This window comes from Caulobacter sp. LARHSG274 (assembly GCF_052871235.1).
Genome location: NZ_JBIXJO010000001.1, coordinates 656802 through 673885, shown reverse-complemented (window position 1 = coordinate 673885; position 17084 = coordinate 656802). Strand labels below are relative to the sequence as shown.

General features: G+C 68.2%; 21 protein-coding genes. 7 read left to right on the top strand and 14 right to left on the bottom strand.

Translation table 11 applies throughout. The features are described from left to right. Window positions 1-14 precede the first annotated feature (14 nt). From ACIPQB_RS03185 to ACIPQB_RS03145, 9 genes are all read right to left on the bottom strand, one after another. Window positions 15-911 (bottom strand): hypothetical protein, encoded by an 897-nt coding sequence (locus ACIPQB_RS03185; RefSeq protein WP_446483744.1) that lies wholly within the window; start codon window positions 909-911, stop codon window positions 15-17. Beyond that, on the bottom strand, window positions 908-1312 hold the full coding sequence (locus tag ACIPQB_RS03180) for a hypothetical protein (protein WP_446483743.1): 405 nt from the start codon (window positions 1310-1312) through the stop codon (window positions 908-910). The genes ACIPQB_RS03185 and ACIPQB_RS03180 overlap by 4 nt, the downstream gene beginning before the upstream one ends. 1 nt (window position 1313) lies before the next feature. Next, window positions 1314-1829: a DUF4123 domain-containing protein gene (locus ACIPQB_RS03175; RefSeq protein ID WP_446483742.1), complete on the bottom strand. Its 516-nt coding sequence runs from the start codon at window positions 1827-1829 to the stop codon at window positions 1314-1316. Next, window positions 1826-2260 carry a PAAR domain-containing protein gene (locus ACIPQB_RS03170; protein ID WP_446483741.1) on the bottom strand — a complete coding sequence of 145 codons (435 nt, stop codon included), beginning with the start codon at window positions 2258-2260 and terminating at the stop codon, window positions 1826-1828. Before ACIPQB_RS03170 ends, ACIPQB_RS03175 begins: the two co-directional genes overlap by 4 nt. Window positions 2261-2348: 88 nt before the next feature. Next, on the bottom strand, window positions 2349-4841 hold the full coding sequence (gene gyrB, locus ACIPQB_RS03165; protein WP_446483740.1) for a DNA topoisomerase (ATP-hydrolyzing) subunit B: 2493 nt from the start codon (window positions 4839-4841) through the stop codon (window positions 2349-2351). Continuing rightward, on the bottom strand, window positions 4841-6001 hold the full coding sequence (recF, locus tag ACIPQB_RS03160) for a DNA replication/repair protein RecF (protein WP_446483739.1): 1161 nt from the start codon (window positions 5999-6001) through the stop codon (window positions 4841-4843). The genes gyrB and recF overlap by 1 nt, the downstream gene beginning before the upstream one ends. Before the next feature lie 58 nt (window positions 6002-6059). Next, window positions 6060-6215 (bottom strand): hypothetical protein, encoded by a 156-nt coding sequence (locus ACIPQB_RS03155; protein ID WP_446483738.1) that lies wholly within the window; start codon window positions 6213-6215, stop codon window positions 6060-6062. Window positions 6216-6282: 67 nt separating this feature from the next. Beyond that, window positions 6283-7032 (bottom strand): SDR family oxidoreductase, encoded by a 750-nt coding sequence (locus tag ACIPQB_RS03150; protein ID WP_446483737.1) that lies wholly within the window; start codon window positions 7030-7032, stop codon window positions 6283-6285. Window positions 7033-7110: 78 nt separating this feature from the next. Beyond that, window positions 7111-7485: a VOC family protein gene (locus tag ACIPQB_RS03145; protein ID WP_446483736.1), complete on the bottom strand. Its 375-nt coding sequence runs from the start codon at window positions 7483-7485 to the stop codon at window positions 7111-7113. Window positions 7486-7648: 163 nt separating this feature from the next. Here ACIPQB_RS03145 and ACIPQB_RS03140 point away from each other — a divergent pair, with 163 nt between their 5' ends. Continuing rightward, on the top strand, window positions 7649-7777 hold the full coding sequence (locus ACIPQB_RS03140) for a hypothetical protein (protein WP_446483735.1): 129 nt from the start codon (window positions 7649-7651) through the stop codon (window positions 7775-7777). A 40-nt stretch (window positions 7778-7817) separates the two neighbouring features. On the opposite strand, the gene ACIPQB_RS03135 is transcribed toward ACIPQB_RS03140, so the two are convergent. Next, window positions 7818-8849: a N(4)-(beta-N-acetylglucosaminyl)-L-asparaginase gene (locus ACIPQB_RS03135; RefSeq protein WP_446483734.1), complete on the bottom strand. Its 1032-nt coding sequence runs from the start codon at window positions 8847-8849 to the stop codon at window positions 7818-7820. A 56-nt stretch (window positions 8850-8905) separates the two neighbouring features. Between ACIPQB_RS03135 and ACIPQB_RS03130 the strand changes: the two genes are divergently transcribed. Beyond that, window positions 8906-9649, top strand: coding sequence for a copper homeostasis protein CutC (locus ACIPQB_RS03130; protein WP_446483733.1), 744 nt, complete (start codon window positions 8906-8908; stop codon window positions 9647-9649). A gap of 189 nt (window positions 9650-9838) precedes the next feature. Here ACIPQB_RS03130 and ACIPQB_RS03125 read toward each other — a convergent pair whose 3' ends face one another. Then, entirely contained in the window at window positions 9839-10846 is a 1008-nt protein-coding gene (locus ACIPQB_RS03125; RefSeq protein ID WP_446483732.1) for a WD40 repeat domain-containing protein, read from the bottom strand. Between the two features lie 246 nt (window positions 10847-11092). Between ACIPQB_RS03125 and ACIPQB_RS03120 the strand changes: the two genes are divergently transcribed. Next, window positions 11093-11542 carry a biopolymer transporter ExbD gene (locus ACIPQB_RS03120; RefSeq protein WP_446483731.1) on the top strand — a complete coding sequence of 150 codons (450 nt, stop codon included), beginning with the start codon at window positions 11093-11095 and terminating at the stop codon, window positions 11540-11542. A 154-nt stretch (window positions 11543-11696) separates the two neighbouring features. Continuing rightward, window positions 11697-12134, top strand: a complete 438-nt coding sequence (locus ACIPQB_RS03115; protein WP_446483730.1) for an ExbD/TolR family protein — start codon at window positions 11697-11699, stop codon at window positions 12132-12134. 39 nt (window positions 12135-12173) lie between these two features. Here ACIPQB_RS03115 and ACIPQB_RS03110 read toward each other — a convergent pair whose 3' ends face one another. Both ACIPQB_RS03110 and ACIPQB_RS03105 read right to left on the bottom strand, forming a co-directional pair. Further along, window positions 12174-13280 carry a CobW family GTP-binding protein gene (locus ACIPQB_RS03110; RefSeq protein WP_446483729.1) on the bottom strand — a complete coding sequence of 369 codons (1107 nt, stop codon included), beginning with the start codon at window positions 13278-13280 and terminating at the stop codon, window positions 12174-12176. A 61-nt stretch (window positions 13281-13341) separates the two neighbouring features. Then, window positions 13342-13968, bottom strand: a complete 627-nt coding sequence (locus ACIPQB_RS03105) for a hypothetical protein (protein WP_446483728.1) — start codon at window positions 13966-13968, stop codon at window positions 13342-13344. A gap of 210 nt (window positions 13969-14178) precedes the next feature. On the opposite strand from ACIPQB_RS03105, the gene rplU reads away from it, so the two are divergent. The 3 genes from rplU (at window position 14179) to ACIPQB_RS03090 (ending at window position 15772) form a co-directional block, all read left to right on the top strand. After that, window positions 14179-14688, top strand: a complete 510-nt coding sequence (gene rplU / locus ACIPQB_RS03100) for a 50S ribosomal protein L21 (protein ID WP_446483727.1) — start codon at window positions 14179-14181, stop codon at window positions 14686-14688. Between the two features lie 81 nt (window positions 14689-14769). Next, window positions 14770-15039 carry a 50S ribosomal protein L27 gene (rpmA, locus tag ACIPQB_RS03095; protein ID WP_446483726.1) on the top strand — a complete coding sequence of 90 codons (270 nt, stop codon included), beginning with the start codon at window positions 14770-14772 and terminating at the stop codon, window positions 15037-15039. A gap of 199 nt (window positions 15040-15238) precedes the next feature. Continuing rightward, the gene (locus ACIPQB_RS03090) at window positions 15239-15772 is read left to right on the top strand and encodes a GNAT family N-acetyltransferase (RefSeq protein ID WP_446483725.1); all 534 of its coding nucleotides are present in this window, start codon (window positions 15239-15241) and stop codon (window positions 15770-15772) included. 140 nt (window positions 15773-15912) lie between these two features. Here ACIPQB_RS03090 and ACIPQB_RS03085 read toward each other — a convergent pair whose 3' ends face one another. Further along, window positions 15913-16872 (bottom strand): hypothetical protein, encoded by a 960-nt coding sequence (locus ACIPQB_RS03085; RefSeq protein ID WP_446483724.1) that lies wholly within the window; start codon window positions 16870-16872, stop codon window positions 15913-15915. Window positions 16873-17084 lie beyond the last annotated feature (212 nt).

Below are 17084 nucleotides of genomic sequence, written 5' to 3'. Positions count from 1 at the left end.
CGATGAGATCTTCGTTAGAACAGGTCGTTGTTGACGATGGTGTTGCCCCCCGAGTGGGCCACGCCGCCTTCGCCGCGATCGTGGATCGTCCGGGGCACATAGCCGACCTGGCCGTCCTCGAAATGGTGCAAGACGTAATCATCGGGGTCGGGCGGTCTGTAGCCGGGATTCGTCTCGCGCATCTGCTGGGTGAGACGATTGGCGTCGGTATTGGCGTTGCCCGACACCTCCCATAGGGTGTGCTTCCCGTCGACCGTGTATTTGTCGAAATTGGGAAAGCCGTCGCGATATTCGATGGAAGAGACTTTCCGCCCGTCGGGCAGTTCCACGGGCGTATCGAAGGTGTAGGCGCCGTTGCCGTTCTTCGGAGGCAGGCCGTCGGGAGTCTTCCACTTGCCCCCGTTCTTGCCGCTCGGCATCTGGAGCTGTTTCTTGCCCCCGTTCTTCAGCTTCGCACAGTCCTTGCAGGGTATCTCGTTACGCGCCTTGAGCAGCGCCTCGCGCACCCGCTTGGTCGCCTGCTCGCGCGCCGCCCTTATCTGCTTGAGCGTGAAGTTGTTGCGCAGGAACTTTTCGCCAGCCTTGGCGACATCATCGCCCTTGGTCAGGATCTGCTTGAGGATCTTGGCGGTCCGTGGTGCGCGCTTGCCGATCTTGGCGATCTTTCCCAGGTCCCCGACATAGGGGATCATGCCCACCACCGACAGGCCGGCGCCGAGAAAGTCCCCCTGGGCCAGCGACAGCACGCCGCCGACGCCGTCGCTGATCGGCGTCGGATCGAAGATGCCGGCGATATCGGCCACCAGCGAGGCCTTTTCGACCGCCGACAGGTTCACGGCTTCCTCCTTGAGGGTCGCCCAGACGCCTTGCTTGGCCTGCTCGGCCAGCGCGTCGTTATAGGCCTCTGTCATGGCGCGAGGGTTTCCGGTTGATCATCCCAATGGTCGACGCTCCTGGCCGCGATCGCCGCCTGCCAGGCGTCTTCCATTCTTGGTTCGCCAAGTGCATCCATCCGCTCGGCCTCGCTCCTGGCGAAATCGACGAGGACCTTCCAGAGGCGCGGCTCGCGATAGAAGCCCGGCGCAAACTCCCAGCGCAGGGCGCAGAAGAAGCGGATGTGCTCGACATCGTAGATCCGCATCCACAGGGCGATGCGGATGGATTCGTTGATCAGCGCCCACAGGTAGCCGCGCGGGACTTCGGCCGTCATCTGCGGGAATCGCTCGGCCAGATGCTCCTCGACGTCCAGGATCAGCGCCTGCCGATCGAACAGGAGCGGCGCCTGAGACTGCTGTTTGGTGAACCTCAGCATGTCACGCTCCGGCTCGCAGCACGCGCACGCCGCCGAGGCTTCCGGCGCTGTAGGCGACCGCCGGGGATGGTCCCAGGAATTCACGCTTCTGATCCGCGTCCATCACGGCGACCATCGTCGCGATCACATTGGGATCGGCATGGCGGAAGAGCACGGTCTGGAAATCGGAGTCTTGTCGCGGCTCATGGACGAGGGCGATCTGCACCATGTTGAGCCTCCGCAGATGGCGGTACAGCGTGTCCATGCCTGCCGGCGACGACCAGAAGACCCCCGTCCGACGATCGCCGACGAGGTTCAGCAGACGTTGAGCGCTGTCATAGGCGGCGAGGCGAATGAGGAAGGGGCCGGCCTTGATGATGTCGACGTCGGCGCCCTCGAAATAGAGCGGTCGCCCGCCCAGTCCAACGGCGGCCAATTCCCTTGGCAGGTCGTTGAACAGCGCGCCGTCGAGCACCACGAAGCGCTCGTGCGGAAGATCGCCGATCTCCTGCAGCAGTTGTGGCGTCGGCTCCGTCACGGGGCGACGAACGCGCTTCCGCTCTTGGCCGCCGATTTCATGCAGGGCAGCGACGCCGCGGCCAGCGCGCTCGCCGCCGGCTCCGCGCCGAAAATGGCGGAACCGCCGCCGCTACCGCCGCCGCCACCAGCGCCGCCGCTGTCTCCGATGAGCACGGTGGGCAAACCCATCATGATCATTCCACCGTGCACGGTGGCGTCGAGCATCCGAGCTGCCGGCAGGCCGCCCACGAAGACCGTCGCGGAGCCCTTGATGATGACGTCGGTCACGCCGGCGCAGACGCATTTGTCCGTGACGCGCGCCTGAGGCAACCCTCCGGTGAGGACAGTCGGCTCGCACGCCGGAAGTATCGGGCCGCCGACATGGGGCTTTGGCCCATCGAACATCGGGCAGACGTGCATATCGCCGATTCTCGCCGCGGGCTGACCCATTGCTCGCTCCATATACTGGCTACATCATAGCGAGTATATGGAGCTGCACAACCTTACGGCCTGGCCGAAGAAGAGGCGTTGATGCGCCCTAGACGTCCACCTCGGCGTCGAGCGCATTCTCCTGGATGAACTCGCGGCGGGGTTCGACCAAGTCGCCCATCAGTCGGCTGAACATGTCGTCGGCGTCGTCGGCGTGGTTGACCCGGACCTGCAGCAGGGTGCGGGCCTCGACGTCGAGGGTGGTTTCCCACAGCTGGTCGGGGTTCATCTCGCCCAGACCCTTGTAGCGCTGGATCGACAGGCCCTTGCGGCCGGCGTCGAGCACCGCGCCCAGCAGGTCGAGCGGACCACGGACGGTCGTCGACTTGTCCTTGCGGCGGAACACGGCCGCGCCGGAGAACACCTCGGCCAGGGCCGTGGCCCTCTCGGCCCAGCGGCGGGCGTCGGCGGCGTGCAGCAGGCCGTCGTCCAGCACCACGCTCTCGGTGACGCCGCGGCGGATGCGCTTGAAGACATAGGCGGTGTCGCCGCGCTCGCCGGACCATGGGCCGTCGCCTTCCTCCGCATACAGATCAAGACGCTTGGCGGCGGCGGCGATGTCGGGCTGGTCGCCGAACAGGCCGGCCAGGGCGGCCTGTTCGATGGCGAAGGCCGGGGCGCGCTGCGACAGGCGGTCGATATTGCCCTTGGCCGAGCGGCACAGCTGGACCAGGGCCAGCAGGTCCTGGCTGGTGCGGCGCTCGCCGGTGGCCAGGTCGAGCTCGGCCCCCTCGACGCCCTCGTCGACCAGGAAGGCGTCCATCTCGAAGTCGTCCTTCAGGTAGCGCGACGACTTGCCCTTGGCGGCTTTGTAGAGCGGCGGCTGGGCGATGTAGATGTAGCCGCGCTCGATCAGCTCGGGCATCTGCCGGTAGAAGAAGGTCAGCAGCAGGGTGCGGATGTGGGCGCCGTCGACGTCGGCGTCGGTCATCAGCACGATCTTGTGGTAGCGCACCTTGTCCGGGTTGAAGTCGTCGCGGCCGATGCCGGCCCCCAGGGCGGTGATCAGGGTGCCGATCTGGTCGGACGACAGCATCTTGTCGAAGCGGGCCCGCTCGACATTGAGAATCTTGCCGCGCAGGGGCAGCACGGCCTGGTTGTCGCGGTTGCGGGCCTGCTTGGCCGAGCCGCCGGCCGAGTCGCCCTCGACGATGAAGATCTCGGACTTGGCCGGGTCGCGCTCGGAGCAATCCGCGAGCTTGCCCGGCAACGACGTGATGTCGAGGGCGCTCTTGCGGCGGGTCAGTTCGCGGGCCTTGCGGGCGGCTTCACGGGCGGCGGCGGCCTCGGCGATCTTGCCGACGATGGCCTTGGCCTCGTTCGGATGCTCCTCGAACCAAGTGGCAAGGCCCTCCTGCACCAGGCCCTCGACGGCCGGGCGGACCTCGGACGAGACCAGCTTGTCCTTGGTCTGCGAGCTGAACTTGGGGTCCGGCACCTTGACCGACAGCACGCAGGTCAGGCCTTCGCGGGCGTCCTCGCCGCCGACGCTGACCTTCTCCTTCTTGGTGATGCCCGAGCTCTCGGCGTAGTTGGTGATGATCCGGGTCAGGGCCCCGCGGAAGGCCGACAGGTGGGTGCCGCCATCCCGCTGCGGGATGTTGTTGGTGAAGCACAGCATGTGCTCGTGGTAGCTGTCGTTCCACCACAGGGCCAGGTCGACCTCGACCTTGTCCTTGCGGCCGCGGATGACGATCGGCGTCTTCAGCAGCGGGGTCTTGGCCTTGTCGAGGTGGCGCACGAAGGCCTCGATGCCGCCCTCGTAATGCAGCTTTTCCTCCCACGGCTCGGCGTCGCGCAGGTCGCGGAAATAGATGGTCACGCCGGAATTGAGGAAGGCCAGCTCGCGCAGGCGGTGCTCCAGCGTCTTGCGGTCGAACTCGATGAAGGCGAAGGTTTCCAGGCTCGGGAAGAAGGTCACCTCGGTGCCGGTCAGGGTTTCGCCGGCCTTGGGACCGTCGGCCCGCACAGGCGAATCCCCGGTTTCCTTCAGCGAACTGACCGCGTCGCCGCGCTCGAAGCGCATCTGGTAGCTGTGGCCGTTGCGGTGGATCTTCAGCTCCAGCCAGTCGCTGAGCGCATTGACCACCGAGACGCCGACGCCGTGCAGGCCGCCGGAGACCTTGTAGCTGTTCTGGTCGAACTTACCGCCGGCGTGCAACTGGGTCATGATGACCTCGGCCGCCGAGACGCCTTCGCCCTCGTGGATGTCGACCGGGATGCCGCGGCCGTCGTCGGTGACCGTCACCGAGCCGTCGGCGTTGAGGATCACCTCCACCTTGGTGGCGTGGCCGGCCAGGGCCTCGTCGATGGCGTTGTCGACCACCTCATAGACCATGTGATGCAGGCCCGAGCCGTCGTCGGTGTCGCCGATGTACATGCCCGGACGCTTGCGCACCGCGTCCAGGCCCTTGAGCACCTTGATCGAATCGGCGCTGTACTCGCCGCCCATCACTTCGGGGGCTGACATCTGCGAGCCGTCCTCGGTGGTCAGGCGGTCGCCGGATTGGTCTGCTTGCGGGCCTTTGGTCTCTTCGCTCATCAGTCTTCCAATGCGGTCAGGCCGAGTTCGCTGACGCGAACGCCCAGAGCCCGACCCTTCAGGTGGTCGAACAGCGACTCGTCCGTGCCGGTGAGAAAGGCCTGGAGTCCGAGCGCCGTGAGTTCGTCGGCCAGGGCGGCCCGCCTTTTCAGGTCGAGGTGCGCGGCGACTTCGTCGAGCAACAGTATAGGATTCGGCGCGTCCTTCGCACGAGAAAGTCGCGCCGCCTGGGCCAAAACCAGGTTCAGAATCAGCGCTTTCTGCTCGCCGGTCGAACATTCGGCGGCCGGACGGTCCTTGTCGGCATGAACGATGGCCAGATCGCCGCGATGCGGACCGGTCAGGGCGCGTCCGGCCGCCCCGTCGCGCGGCCGGGCGGCGGCCAGGGCGGCGGCCAGGCGAAGCTCGATCTCGGCCGGTTCGACCCCGTCCAGCGCCAACTGCTCCCACTCGCCGGTCAGCGACAGCCGGGCGCGCGGAAAGGGCCGGCCGCCGCGCCCGTCGATCTCGGCCTGCAGGGCCAGCAGGGTCCGGACCCGGGCGTCGGCCATCAGGCTTCCGGCCTGACCCAGCCGCGCCTCAAGGGCCGCCAGCCAGGCGGGGTCGGCCGGCACACCGGTCTCGGCGGCGTCGGTCAGCAGCCGCATGCGCTCGCGCTGGGCCTTGTCATAGGCGTTGGCGTGGCGAGCGTGGGCCGGCTCGCCGGCGAACACCAGGCGGTCGAAGAACCGGCGGCGCTCCGAGGCGGCCTCGAGAAACAGCCGGTCCTGGGTCGGGGTCAGCCAGATCGGGCGGACATGGTCCGACAGCCGGCCCGGCGGCACGGTCTCGCCGTCGATGCGGACAAGGCGCCGCGCCGCGCCCGCCTGCTCGACCCCCGTACCCAGCCGCACGGGCGCGTCGTCCGCGGACTGGACCTCGGCGGCCACCGCCCAGGCCCGGCCGGTCGCCTCGCCCGGCAGCCGACGGCCGACCTCGGTAAGGCTCGACCCGCGCAGGCCCTTGCCGGGCGACAGCAGGCTGACCGCCTCCAGAAGGTTGGTCTTGCCCGCGCCGTTGGCTCCGAACAGATAGACGCTGCGCCCCTCCGGCCGCAGGGTCGCGTGCGTGTAGGAGCGAAAGTCGGTCAGGGTCAGGGACAGGAGGGCGGCGCGGCTCACCCGCGCCTTCTAGCCTATTCGCGGCCGAGGTCTAAATCCGTCGATGCGCGGGAACCGCTCAGCCCTGGTCGCGACGCCGGCCGACGCTGGCGTGCGCCATCAGCTGCGGTGGGCCTCGCAAGGCGTGGAGCAGGTGCGGCGCGCCCAGCAGGACGAGCAGCCAGGCGGCCCCACTGAACACCACGACGCTCATTCGTTCCCAGATCACGCGCATGGCGGACTCCTTCGGCGAGGGATCGTTGGCTAGGCCCGCATCATGGCGGAACTGGGTCAAAACGGGCCTACCGCTCCTGGTCGGTGGAGCGCATCAGGATCTCGTTGATGGTCACGTGCGCCGGGCGGGTGACGGCGTAGAGGATGGCGTCGGCGACGTCCTCGGCGGTCAGCTGACGCATGGCCGCGGCGGCCTCGTTGATGGTGGCCTGGATCGCCCCGACGGCGATGTGGTCGCGCAGTTCGGTGGCGGCCATGCCGGGCGAGATCACCGTGACCCGGATGTTGCTCTTGTGGACTTCCTTGCGCAGGGATTCGGAAAAGCCGAGCACGCCGAACTTGGTGGCCGAATAGGCGGCGGCCAGGGGATTGGAGACGTGGGCGGCGGTCGAGGCGATGTTGACGATATGGCCGTCCTGGCGAGCGGTCATGCCGGGCAGGGCGGCCTGGGTGGCGGCGATCAGGCCCAGCAGGTTCAGCTCGATCATCGACCGCCAGCGGGCCAGGTCGGCGCTGGCCACCGGCTCCAGGTACATGACCCCGGCGTTGTTGATCAGGATGTCCAGCCGGCCGAAGGCGGCCTCGGTCTCGCGGACGGCGCGCTGGGCCTGGGCCTCGTCGCTGAAGTCGGCGACGATGACCTGGGCCTCACCCCCGGCCTCGGTGATCCGCCGGGCCAGGGCCTGCAGGCGATCCTCGCGCCGTGCGGCCAGGGCGACCTTGACCCCGGCCCGCGCCAGGCCCAGGGCCACGGCCTCGCCGAAGCCCGACGACGCCCCGGTGACCAAGGCTGTGCGGCCGCTGATATCCATGCCCATGGGAAACGCTCCTCGCCGGCGCCGGCATGGCGCCTGGGCGAGGATATGGGGGCCCGGCCCCCGATCGGAAGTCGCGCCTCAGCCGAACTTGTAGCCGCAGAGCTTGTTGCCATCGAGATCGCGGAAATAGGCGAAATAGGCGCCGGGCATGCGCTCGCCCGGCGGACCTTCGCATCGTCCGCCCAGTGCCAGGGCCTTGGCGTGGAAGGCGTCGACCGCCTCGCGGCTCTCGAAGTCGAAGCCGCCCATCATGCCGTTGCCAACGCAGGCGGGATTGCCGTCATAGGGCCCCAGCACCCCGAACAGACCCGTGCCCTTGCCCTTGTAGAGCCGGCCGCCGGAGGGATGCTCGAACACCCCGCTCATGCCGATCGATCCCAGCAGGGCGTCGTAAAAGGCCTTGGCCTCGTCGAGCCTGTTCGATCCCACCGTCAGATAGCTGACCCTGGCCATGCGCCGTCCTCCCGTTTTCTTAGGCAACCAAGGCTAGCATGGGCTCCGAGCGGGGCAAGGCGCCGGCGGCTTCGATCGCCTTAGCGTCGCAGGCCACCGCAGGTTGCTTGCGCAGCACGGCCGCTCAGGCAGGATAGCGGTAACAGGCCCTGGGGAGGGACAGATGCGACACAAGCTCTTGGGCGCGCCGCGCCAGTGGTGGCAGAACAATCCGGAACTCGGCCTGGCGGTCGGTTGGGCGGTGATCTGCGGCGGTCTGTGGCTGGCCGCCCGGGCGCTCGGCGTGGCGTGAGGCCCGGTCTAGCGTCCCTTCGTCTCGCCGCGGCGTGCACCTAATAGGTGCTCGCCCCCGGCAGCACCCGGTCCTGGCGGGCGGCGTCGCACAGGGCGTAGGTGAAGCCCTTCTGGATCGCCCAGGCCCCGACCTCGCCCTGCTTGTTGATGGCCAGGAAGCCGACCTGGATGTCCTTGGCGGCCGGCTTCTTCTTCAGGATGCGTTCGACCGCCTCCTTGCAGGCGGCCTGGGGCGAGCGGCCCTGGCGCATCAGCTCGACGACCAGGAAACTGCCGACATTGCGGATCACCTCCTCGCCGACCCCGGTCGAGGTGGCTGCGCCGACCTCGTTGTCGACATAGAGCCCGGCCCCGACGATCGGCGAATCGCCGACCCGGCCGCGCAGCTTCCAGGCCATGCCGCTGGTGGTGCAGGCCCCCGACAGGTTGCCGTCGGCGTCGAGGGCCAGCATGCCCAGGGTGTCGTGATTGCCCTTGCCGCCCGGCGTGCCCAGCTGGCCTGAGGTCTTGCCGTAGTCGCCGACCTCGCTATTGGCCTTGGGCTGGTACTTGGCCTCCTTGCGCCAGGCCTCCCAGGCGGCGCGCGAGTCCGCGGTCAGCAGCTCCTCGCGCGGAAAGCCCTGCTCCAGGGCGAACTGCAGGGCCCCGGCCCCGACCAGCAGCACGTGCGGGGTCTTTTCCATCACCGCCCGGGCCACCGAGATGGGGTGGGCGATGTGCTCCAGGGCCGCCACCGCGCCGCAGTTGCCGTGGTCGTCCATGATGCTGGCGTCGAGCGAGACGTGGCCGTCGCGGTCGGGATAGCCGGCCCGGCCGACGCTGTGGTTCTTCAGGTCGGCCTCGGGGATGCGGGCCCCGGCCTCGACCGCGTCGAGGGCCCGGCCGCCCTTGGAAAGCACCGCCCAGGCCGCTTGGTTGGCGGCGACCCCGAAGTCCCAGGTCGAGACCACGCAGGGCTTGGACAGCCGGGTCTCGCCGGGCGCGTCGGCGGCGGCCGCCGCTGCGGCGCGGGCGCCCAGCAGGGCCGATCCGGCCATCGAGGCTCCGATTATCCCTCTGCGATTCATCATCTCTGTGCTCCAAGGCGGCGTGGCCAATCCCTAGCATGGCCCGAAGCGAGGCGAAGATGTCCAAGCGCTTAATCCTGGAAGTCTGCGTGGATACGCCCGCCGGATTGGCGGCGGCGATCAAGGGCGGGGCGGATCGGATCGAACTTTGCGCGGCCCTGGCCCTGCAGGGGCTCACGCCCGCCCCCGGACTGATCGCCCAGGCCGCTGCGGCGGCGATTCCGGTCTACCCGATGATCCGCCCGCGCCAGGGCGACTTCCAGTACGGCCCGGCCGACCTGGACGCGATGCGCCGGGACATCGACGCGGTGCGGGCCGCGGGCCTGGCCGGGGTGGTGATCGGCGCCAACCGGCCCTCGGGCGAGCTCGACGCCGAGGCCTTGGCCCTGCTGGTCGGCCACGCCGCCGGCCTGGGCGTCACGCTGCACCGGGCCTTCGACCTAGTCCCCAACCCGGCCGCCGCCCTGGAGACCGCCGTCGAACTGGGCTTCGAGCGCATCCTGACCTCGGGCGCGGCCCAGACGGCCATGGCCGGGGCGGAACTGATCGCCGACCTCGTGGCCCAGGCGGACCGCCGCATCGCCATCCTGGCCGGCGGCGGGGTCAATCCGGCCAATGTCGCCGAGCTGGTGGCCCGCACCGGGGTCAGCGAGGTGCACGGCTCGTGCAGCGGCGCGGCGACCGACGGCCTGGCCCACGGCCACGCCGACCGCGCCTACAAACTGGGCTTCGTGGCCGACGGCCTGCGCGACACGCGGCTGGAGACGGTGGCGGAGATGACGCGGGTGCTGGCGGGGCTCTGAGCTGTGGGCGCACTCCCGATCGCCCCCAACCGCCGTCTTCCCGGCGAAGGCCGGGACCCAGATCGAACCCAGGGCCTTGGCCGTTCAAGGGCCGTCGCCAGGCGCATCATCCCCCATCGCTCAGGCTGAATCTGGGCCCCGGCCTTCGCCGGGGAGACGGGAGAAGAGGGGTGGGACGAAACCCAGACTCTAGAACCGCGTCTCCAGAGCCGGCACGGCGATCACTCCGGCCTCGCCGTCCTCGTCGCCCCAGGCCAGTTGCGCGCCGTCGGTCGAGACCGCCAGGGCGCTGATCGCCGCGCCGCGTTCGGCCTTCAGGGTCTCGATGCGGCCCGAGCGCAGGTGGGCGGCCCAGATCTTGCCGTCGTCCTGGCCGGCGATCGCCACCGGCTGGGCCTCGATTCCGGCCACCCGCACCACCAGGGTGTCGCGCGAGAAGCCGATCTCGGCCGCCTCCTTGCCCATCGGGCCGTTGGCGCCGGCGAAGGGCCAGACCACCGCGCCGTTGGCCCCGGCGGTGACCAGCAGATTGCCCTTGTCGAAGAAGGCCAGGCTCTTGATCTTGGCCGGATAGCCGCCCATCCGCATGTCCTTGCCGTCGCTGAGCCGCCAGCCGTGCAGCTGGCTTTCCTGCATCGACGAGACCAGGAACTTGCCGTCCGGGCTGAACAGGGCGGCGATGTGGCTGCCGGCCCACTTCATGACCTGCGGCTTCTGGTCGGCGATCTTGGCCCACCACAGCGACACCCCGCCATAGCCGGCCGCGGCCAGGCGCCGGCCCTTGGGATCGAAGGCCAGGCCCGAGACGGTCTTGTCGTGGGCGAAGGCGCGGGCGAAGGCCGGGTCGGCCGTGTCGCGGACATGGGCCTCCTTGCCGGCGCTGAAGGCGATCAGGCCGGAGGCGGCGCTGGTCGCCACTTGCTCGATCCAGCGGCCCTTGACCTCGGCGACCAGGCTGGCGGCCACTTCGTCCCCTTCGACCCGGCTCCAGACCACCCGGCCGTCGTCGCCGCCGGTGACCAGGCCCCGGCCCGACGGGTGGACCGCGGCGGCCAGCACCGCCCCGTCATGGGCCTCGACGGTGACGAAACCCTCCGGCGTCGCGAATCGCACCGTGCCGTCGCCGAGGGCGAAGGCGGCGCGGCCGGCGCGGTCGAACAGGGCGGCGGTGACATAGGCGTCGAAGGAATAGATCATCCGCGCGCCATACCGCGCTCCAGGGCGGGCGCCTAGTCGCCCAAGGGCTGGTCAGCGGCCGGTCAGGGGCGCGAACCAGGATGGGGCAACGGCCCGTCCGAACATCGTTTCGCCAAAAAGAGTCACAAAAGGGGTTGCCATTGCGCCGCGTCGTCGGGCTTTACTTCCGCGCCCGTCTGAGCCAGACGTGGCCCTCTAACATTTTCGGGACCGCGACCTGCGCGGCCCTTGGGAGACAGTCAGGCAATGGCGGCTAAACTTGCTGGCGGTGGGGGCGGTCGTTACTCGCTCGGCGCCAACTCCGAAATCAACGTCACGCCCTTCGTCGACATCCTGCTGGTGCTGCTGATCATCTTCATGGTCGCCGTGCCGATGGCGGTGACCTCGATCAAGATCGACCTGCCGCCGGCGGTTCCGCCGCCGCCGAACGCGCCGAAGCCGAAGGAGCCGGTGTTCATCTCGATCCAGAAGTCGGGCGCGCTCTATATCGCCGAGAAGCAGAGCAGCCTCGACAACCTGCAATACGATCTGGAAGCCAAGTTCGCCGCCAATGGCGAAGCGGGCACCAAGGACGACCAGCGGGTGATGATCCGCGCCGACGCCGACGTCGAATACGCCGACTTCATGGGCGTGCTGAACCAGCTGCAGACCGCCGGCTGGTACAAGGTCGGGCTGATCAACGAAGACATCCACTAGGGTCTTCGACGATCGTCGAAAATCAGGGGCTGGGCGGCGACGCCCAGCCCTTTTTTACGCCGGTAGTTTTGGCGCTTTACAAAGCCGCCGAAGCCGGCAAACTACGCCTGTAACTTTAGCTGACCCCAGCGGTTCGGACAGAGGGAGACAGGCGATGGCGGCGAAACTCTCGGGCGGCGGCGGCGCCTATGCGGTGCGCCAGAACGCCGACATCAACGTCACCCCGTTCGTCGACATCCTGCTGGTGCTGCTGATCATCTTCATGGTCGCCGTGCCGATGGCGACGACCGCGATCAAGCTCGACATGCCGCTGGCTCAGCAAACCGCGATCCCGCCCAAGCCGCCGGTGCTGATCACCATCCAGAATTCAGGCGCCCTCTATCTGGCGGGGCGGCCCACCAGCCTGGGGACCCTGTCCCAGGACCTGAGCGCCAGCTTCGCCGCCAACGGCCAGCCGGGTCCGCGCCAGGACCAGCGCCTGATGGTCAGCGCCCAGGCCGACGTGCCCTATGAGGCGTTGATGGGCGTCATCGACCAGGTCCATACCGACGGCTGGACCCAGATCGGGATCGTCAACGAGGACCTGCGTTAGGGCGCTTGAGACCCTCCCCGCGGGGAGGGCCCTTGACGCCTAGGCCGCCGTCGCCTCGAAGCCGGCCTTCAGTTCGGCCTCGTCGAGGTCGCGGCCGATGAACACCATGCGGCTGTAGCGCTTGTCCTTGTCGGTCCAGTCGCGCTGGAAGTCGCCTTCCAGGATCATGTGCACGGCCTGGAACACCAGGCGGCGGTCCTCGCCCTTGACGTCGATGATGCCCTTGGCGCGCAGGATGTCGGGGCCGCGACGGGCCAGCAGGTCGTTGAGCCAGACGGTGATCTTCTGGCCGTCGATCGGACGGTCCAGGGTCAGGGAGACGCCCTTGACCCCGTCGTCGTGAATGTCGCTCTTGTGGTCGTGGTGATGATCATGACCGTGGTGGTCGTGACCGCAGTGCTCGTCATGCACGTGTCCATGGTCGTGACCATGATGGTCATGGCCGCAGTGCTCGTCGTGGACGTGGCCGGCCTCGCCGTGGGCGGGGTTGAGGAACTCCGGCTCCAGCTCGGTGATGCGATCCAGGTCGAAGCTGTGCTTGCCGATGATCGCCTCGAGCGGCACGTTCGAGCGTTGGGCGCGGTGGATCGGGGCCAGCGGGTTGATGCGCTTGATGCGGGCCTCGACGTGGCGCAGGTCGTCCTCCGAGACCAGGTCGGTCTTGTTGAGCACGATCTGGTCGGCGAAGGCGATCTGCTCGACGGCTTCCTTGGAGTCCGAAAGCCGCAACAGGATGTGCTTGGCGTCGACCACGGCGGTGACCGAGTCCAGATAGGTGCGGGCCTTGACGTCCTCGTCGACGAAGAAGGTCTGCGCCACCGGGCCCGGATCGGCCAGGCCGGTGGTCTCGACGACGATGGCATCGAAGCCGCCCTTTCTCTTCATCAGCCCCTGCAGCACCCGGATCAGGTCGCCGCGCACCGTGCAGCAGACGCAGCCGTTGTTCATCTCGAACACTTCCTCGTCGGCCCCGACCACCAGGTCGTTGTCGATGCCGACCTCGCCGAACTCGTTGACGATCACGGCGTAGCGCTTGCCGTGCTCCTCGGTGAGGATGCGATTGAGCAGAGTGGTCTTGCCGGCGCCGAGGTAGCCGGTCAGCACGGTGACGGGGATCTTGCCGGTTTGGGCGGGTGTCTGGGTCATGGGGGCTATTTAGGAGCGATGAGGGCGCGGGGGAAGCGGCCCTCTTGCAAAGCCGCCCGCCCTAGGTCTTCAGAAACGCCACCGCCAGGCCGATGGCGATCAGGGCGGCGCCGAGGATCAGCTCCTCGTACTGCTCCAGCCGCGCCAGGCCCAGGCGGTTGAAGCCCGCCAGGCTGAGGCCGGTGAACAGCAGCATGCCGGCCGAGGTGGCGGTCAGCAGCACGGCGCTGAGCGTGACGAAACCGAGCAGGCCGTGCTCCATGCCGGCCAGGTAATAGGGCAGGAAGGCCTCGCACGGCGACAGGGTCAGCAGCACCACCAGGGCGGTGATCGCCGCCTTGTCGGAGGTGAACTTGCGGGTCCCGTCCAGGGTCGCGTGCTTGTGGCGGCCGCGCAGCAGGTAGAAGAGACCGAACGCCGCCATCAGCCCGCCGACGATCCAGTGGAAATAGCCGCCCAGGTGCGGCTCGGCGACCAGGCCGGCGGCGACCACGGCCAAGCCCAGCAGGATGGTCAGGCCCACATGGCCCAGGCCGGCCAGCAGGGTGACGCCCAGGGTGCGGCCCGTCGTCCACTTCTGGGCGCGGCCGACCAGCACGAACGGCAGCCAGTGCGTCGGCAGGGCCGCGTGCAGGAAGGCCACGGCGAAACCGGTGGCGGCGACGGAGGCGAAGAAGGTCGTGTTCACCTCCGACCCTTTAGACTGTTATAATGTAACGCACCAGTCCCCATCTCGCCGCGGCGGGCGCCGACGGAGGCCGCAGCTCAAACTCGGGGAATGTCTCACCCGGCCGTTGACTCACGGGGCTTGGCCTGTATAAGTCCCGCCCCTCGCCCGCCGGGTTTCCTTGCGGGCGTTCCCTATTTTGCGAACGCACGTTTCTTAAGGCGCTAACCTATGTACGCGGTGATCAAAACCGGCGGCAAGCAGTACCGGGTCCAAGCCGGCGACCTGCTGGTGGTCGAAAAGCTCGACGGTGAACCGGGCTCGGAAGTCGCTTTCGGCGAAGTCCTGATGCTGGGCGAAGGCGAGGCCGTGACGGTCGGCGCCCCCACGGTGGACGGCGCCGTCGTCTCCGGCACCCTGCTCGAAACCCGCAAGGGCGAGAAGGTGAAGATCTTCAAGAAGATCCGCCGCCAGGGCTATCGCCGCACCCGCGGCCACCGCCAGACCGAGTCGGTCGTGCGCGTGACCTCGGTGGCCGGCGCCGGCAAGGAAACCAAGTGGGAAGGCGTCATCGACCTGACCCCGAAGGTCATTCTGAACGCCCGCGCCCGCGGCCTGGGTGACGCCGCCGTCCCGGCGACGATCCCGAGCATGCCGGTGAAGGCCGAAACCGCCGCTCCGAAGAAGAAGGCCGCGCCGAAGAAGGCCGCGACCGAAGCTGCTCCGGAAGCTGAAGCCTGAGACCCTGACGGGTTTCGTTGAACGACAAAACTTGATCCAGGTCTCTTAAGAGAAACCGGGTCCAGGAACGAGGAGGCCACCATGGCTCACAAGAAATCTGGCGGTTCGTCCAGCAACGGCCGCGACTCGGCCGGCCGCCGCCTTGGCGTCAAGAAGTTCGGCGGCCAGAAGGTCCTGGCCGGCAACATCATCATCCGTCAGCGCGGCACCAAGTTCTGGCCGGGCGCCGGCGTCGGCATCGGCAAGGACCACACCCTCTTCGCGCTCGTCGAAGGGGCGGTGAACTTTGTCACCAAGCGCAACAACCGCACCTACGTGAACGTGGCTCCGGCGGCTCAAGCCGCCGAATAGCGCGAACCTCGTAGACACCGGGTCGCGCTTCTCCAACGAAGACGATCCGGACAGACGAACCCAAGCGGGGAGTCCGGAACGCCGGGCTCCCCGCTTTTGTTTTGTCCGCGCCGCGATTTTCTCGCCCCAATTCGACCCCGGGTCTGAAATCGGCGCGTCACGGTCCCTAACTAGAAGGACCGAGAACGGGAGACGCGCCATGTGCGTGATCGACAGAGGTCCCACCATCCAGACGCGGCGGCTGACGCTGCGCACGCCGATGATCGACGACGCCTCGCGCATCGCCGCCCTGTGCGGCGACTACGCCATCGCCAAGATGACCACCCGCATGCCCTGGCCCTACAGCCAGAGCGACGCCGACGGCTTCGTCGCCCGCTGCCAGGCCCAGGACCGCAGCCGCGACGCCACCTTCGCCATCGAGCTGGAGGGCGAGGGCGTGGTCGGGGTGCTAGGCTTCTTCACGCCGTCGGTCGGCCACCTGGAGGTCGGCTACTGGATCGGCCGGCCGTACTGGGGCCAGGGCCTGGCCACCGAGGCGGCCAACGGCGCCCTGGACTGGGCCCGCAACGACTGGCGCAAGAAGCTGGTCGTCGCCGGCCATTTCGCCGACAACCCCGCCTCCGGCCAGGTGCTGATCAAGACCGGCTTCCTCTATACCGGCGTGATTGAGCGCAAGCCCTCGGCCGCCCGCGGCGAGGCGGTGCCGACGCGAATGATGGTGTGGCTGGCTTGAATCTTTCCCTCCCCCTTGCGGGGAGGGTGGCCCCGAAGGGGTCGGGTGGGGGCCGGTGCAGGGAGCTCCGTGCGGCGGCGACCCCACCCGTCGGCTTCGCCGCCACCCTCCCCATGAAGGGGAGGGAAAGAACGCACTGCTTAAGCCGCCCTATGGGTCGCGATGACCTTCTGCGGGCCTTCGCGGAAGCGCTTCTCGGCGGTGATGATCCGTTCGCACAGGGCGTCCAGGTCGCTGAGCAGCGAATAGGTCGCGTAGATGGGGATCTCCATCATCGCCACCTGGGCCCGGGGCATGAACTCGCAGTACTTCTTCCAGGCCAGGTGGGTGTCGCGGGCGTTCATGGCCCGCTGGCCCAGCGGGTTCCAGAGGTTCTGGTCCATCAGCTCGTCGCGGCAGTCCTTCATCACCGGCAGGGCGATGTAGAGGAACAGGAAGGTCGGGGTGGCGGCGCGGGCGAACTGCGGCTGCACCTGCATGTGCCAGATGCGGAAGGCCTCGAAGAAGCCGGACTTGCGGACCGGATCGGCCGGCAGCCATTGCAGGTCGGGATTGATCAGCTCGTTGGCCGAGCCCGAGCGCTTGACCAGCTCGTCGGCGCTGCGGCCGTCGGCCATGGTCTTGGACAGGGCCTGGACCGGGATCGCCAGGCGCTTGGCCACCTCGGTATAGGCCACCTGGCGGCCGGCCATCGGCGTCCATTGGCCGAAGCTGGGGGCGTTGGGGGCCTTGGCCCGCTTCATCGCCGCGGCCTGGTGCATCAGCTGCTGGGCTTCGCGCGACTTCTCCAGCTGCTGGCGGTCGAACTCGGCCTCGTGCGCGGCCTGCTCGTCGGGCGTCATCCAGCGGGCCCGGCCGGGGCCGTAGGTGCGTTCGTTGCGATTGAGCAGGACCAGGCCGTGCTCGCCGCTGGGACGCGGGCCGATGTCGGTGAGGAAACTGCGGAAGTCGCGCCAGGTGCCGGTCACCCCGGTCCCGCGGCTCATCAGGATGTTGCGATGCACCGACGCCTCGCTGGCGTACTTGCGGCACAGGGTCGGAAGCGTCAGATCCTGCAGGTCCTGGAGGAATTCCGTTCTGACGTCCTGATTGTTCGACAACGCCAGCCTCCCCTTCGAGATCGATCCGGAAATGGCGATTTCAAGCCAGGACCGTTTGTCGCATTGCTAGTTTTAACATTTCGTCACGAACAGGAACGTGGTTCATCGCGTTCCCCGCGCCGGATCGTGTTGATTCCGCCCCAAGCGGGCCCCACATCGCGCGAAAAGGCCGTTTCGGCTCGACGCCAAAGCCGCCTTGCGACAAAAGACGC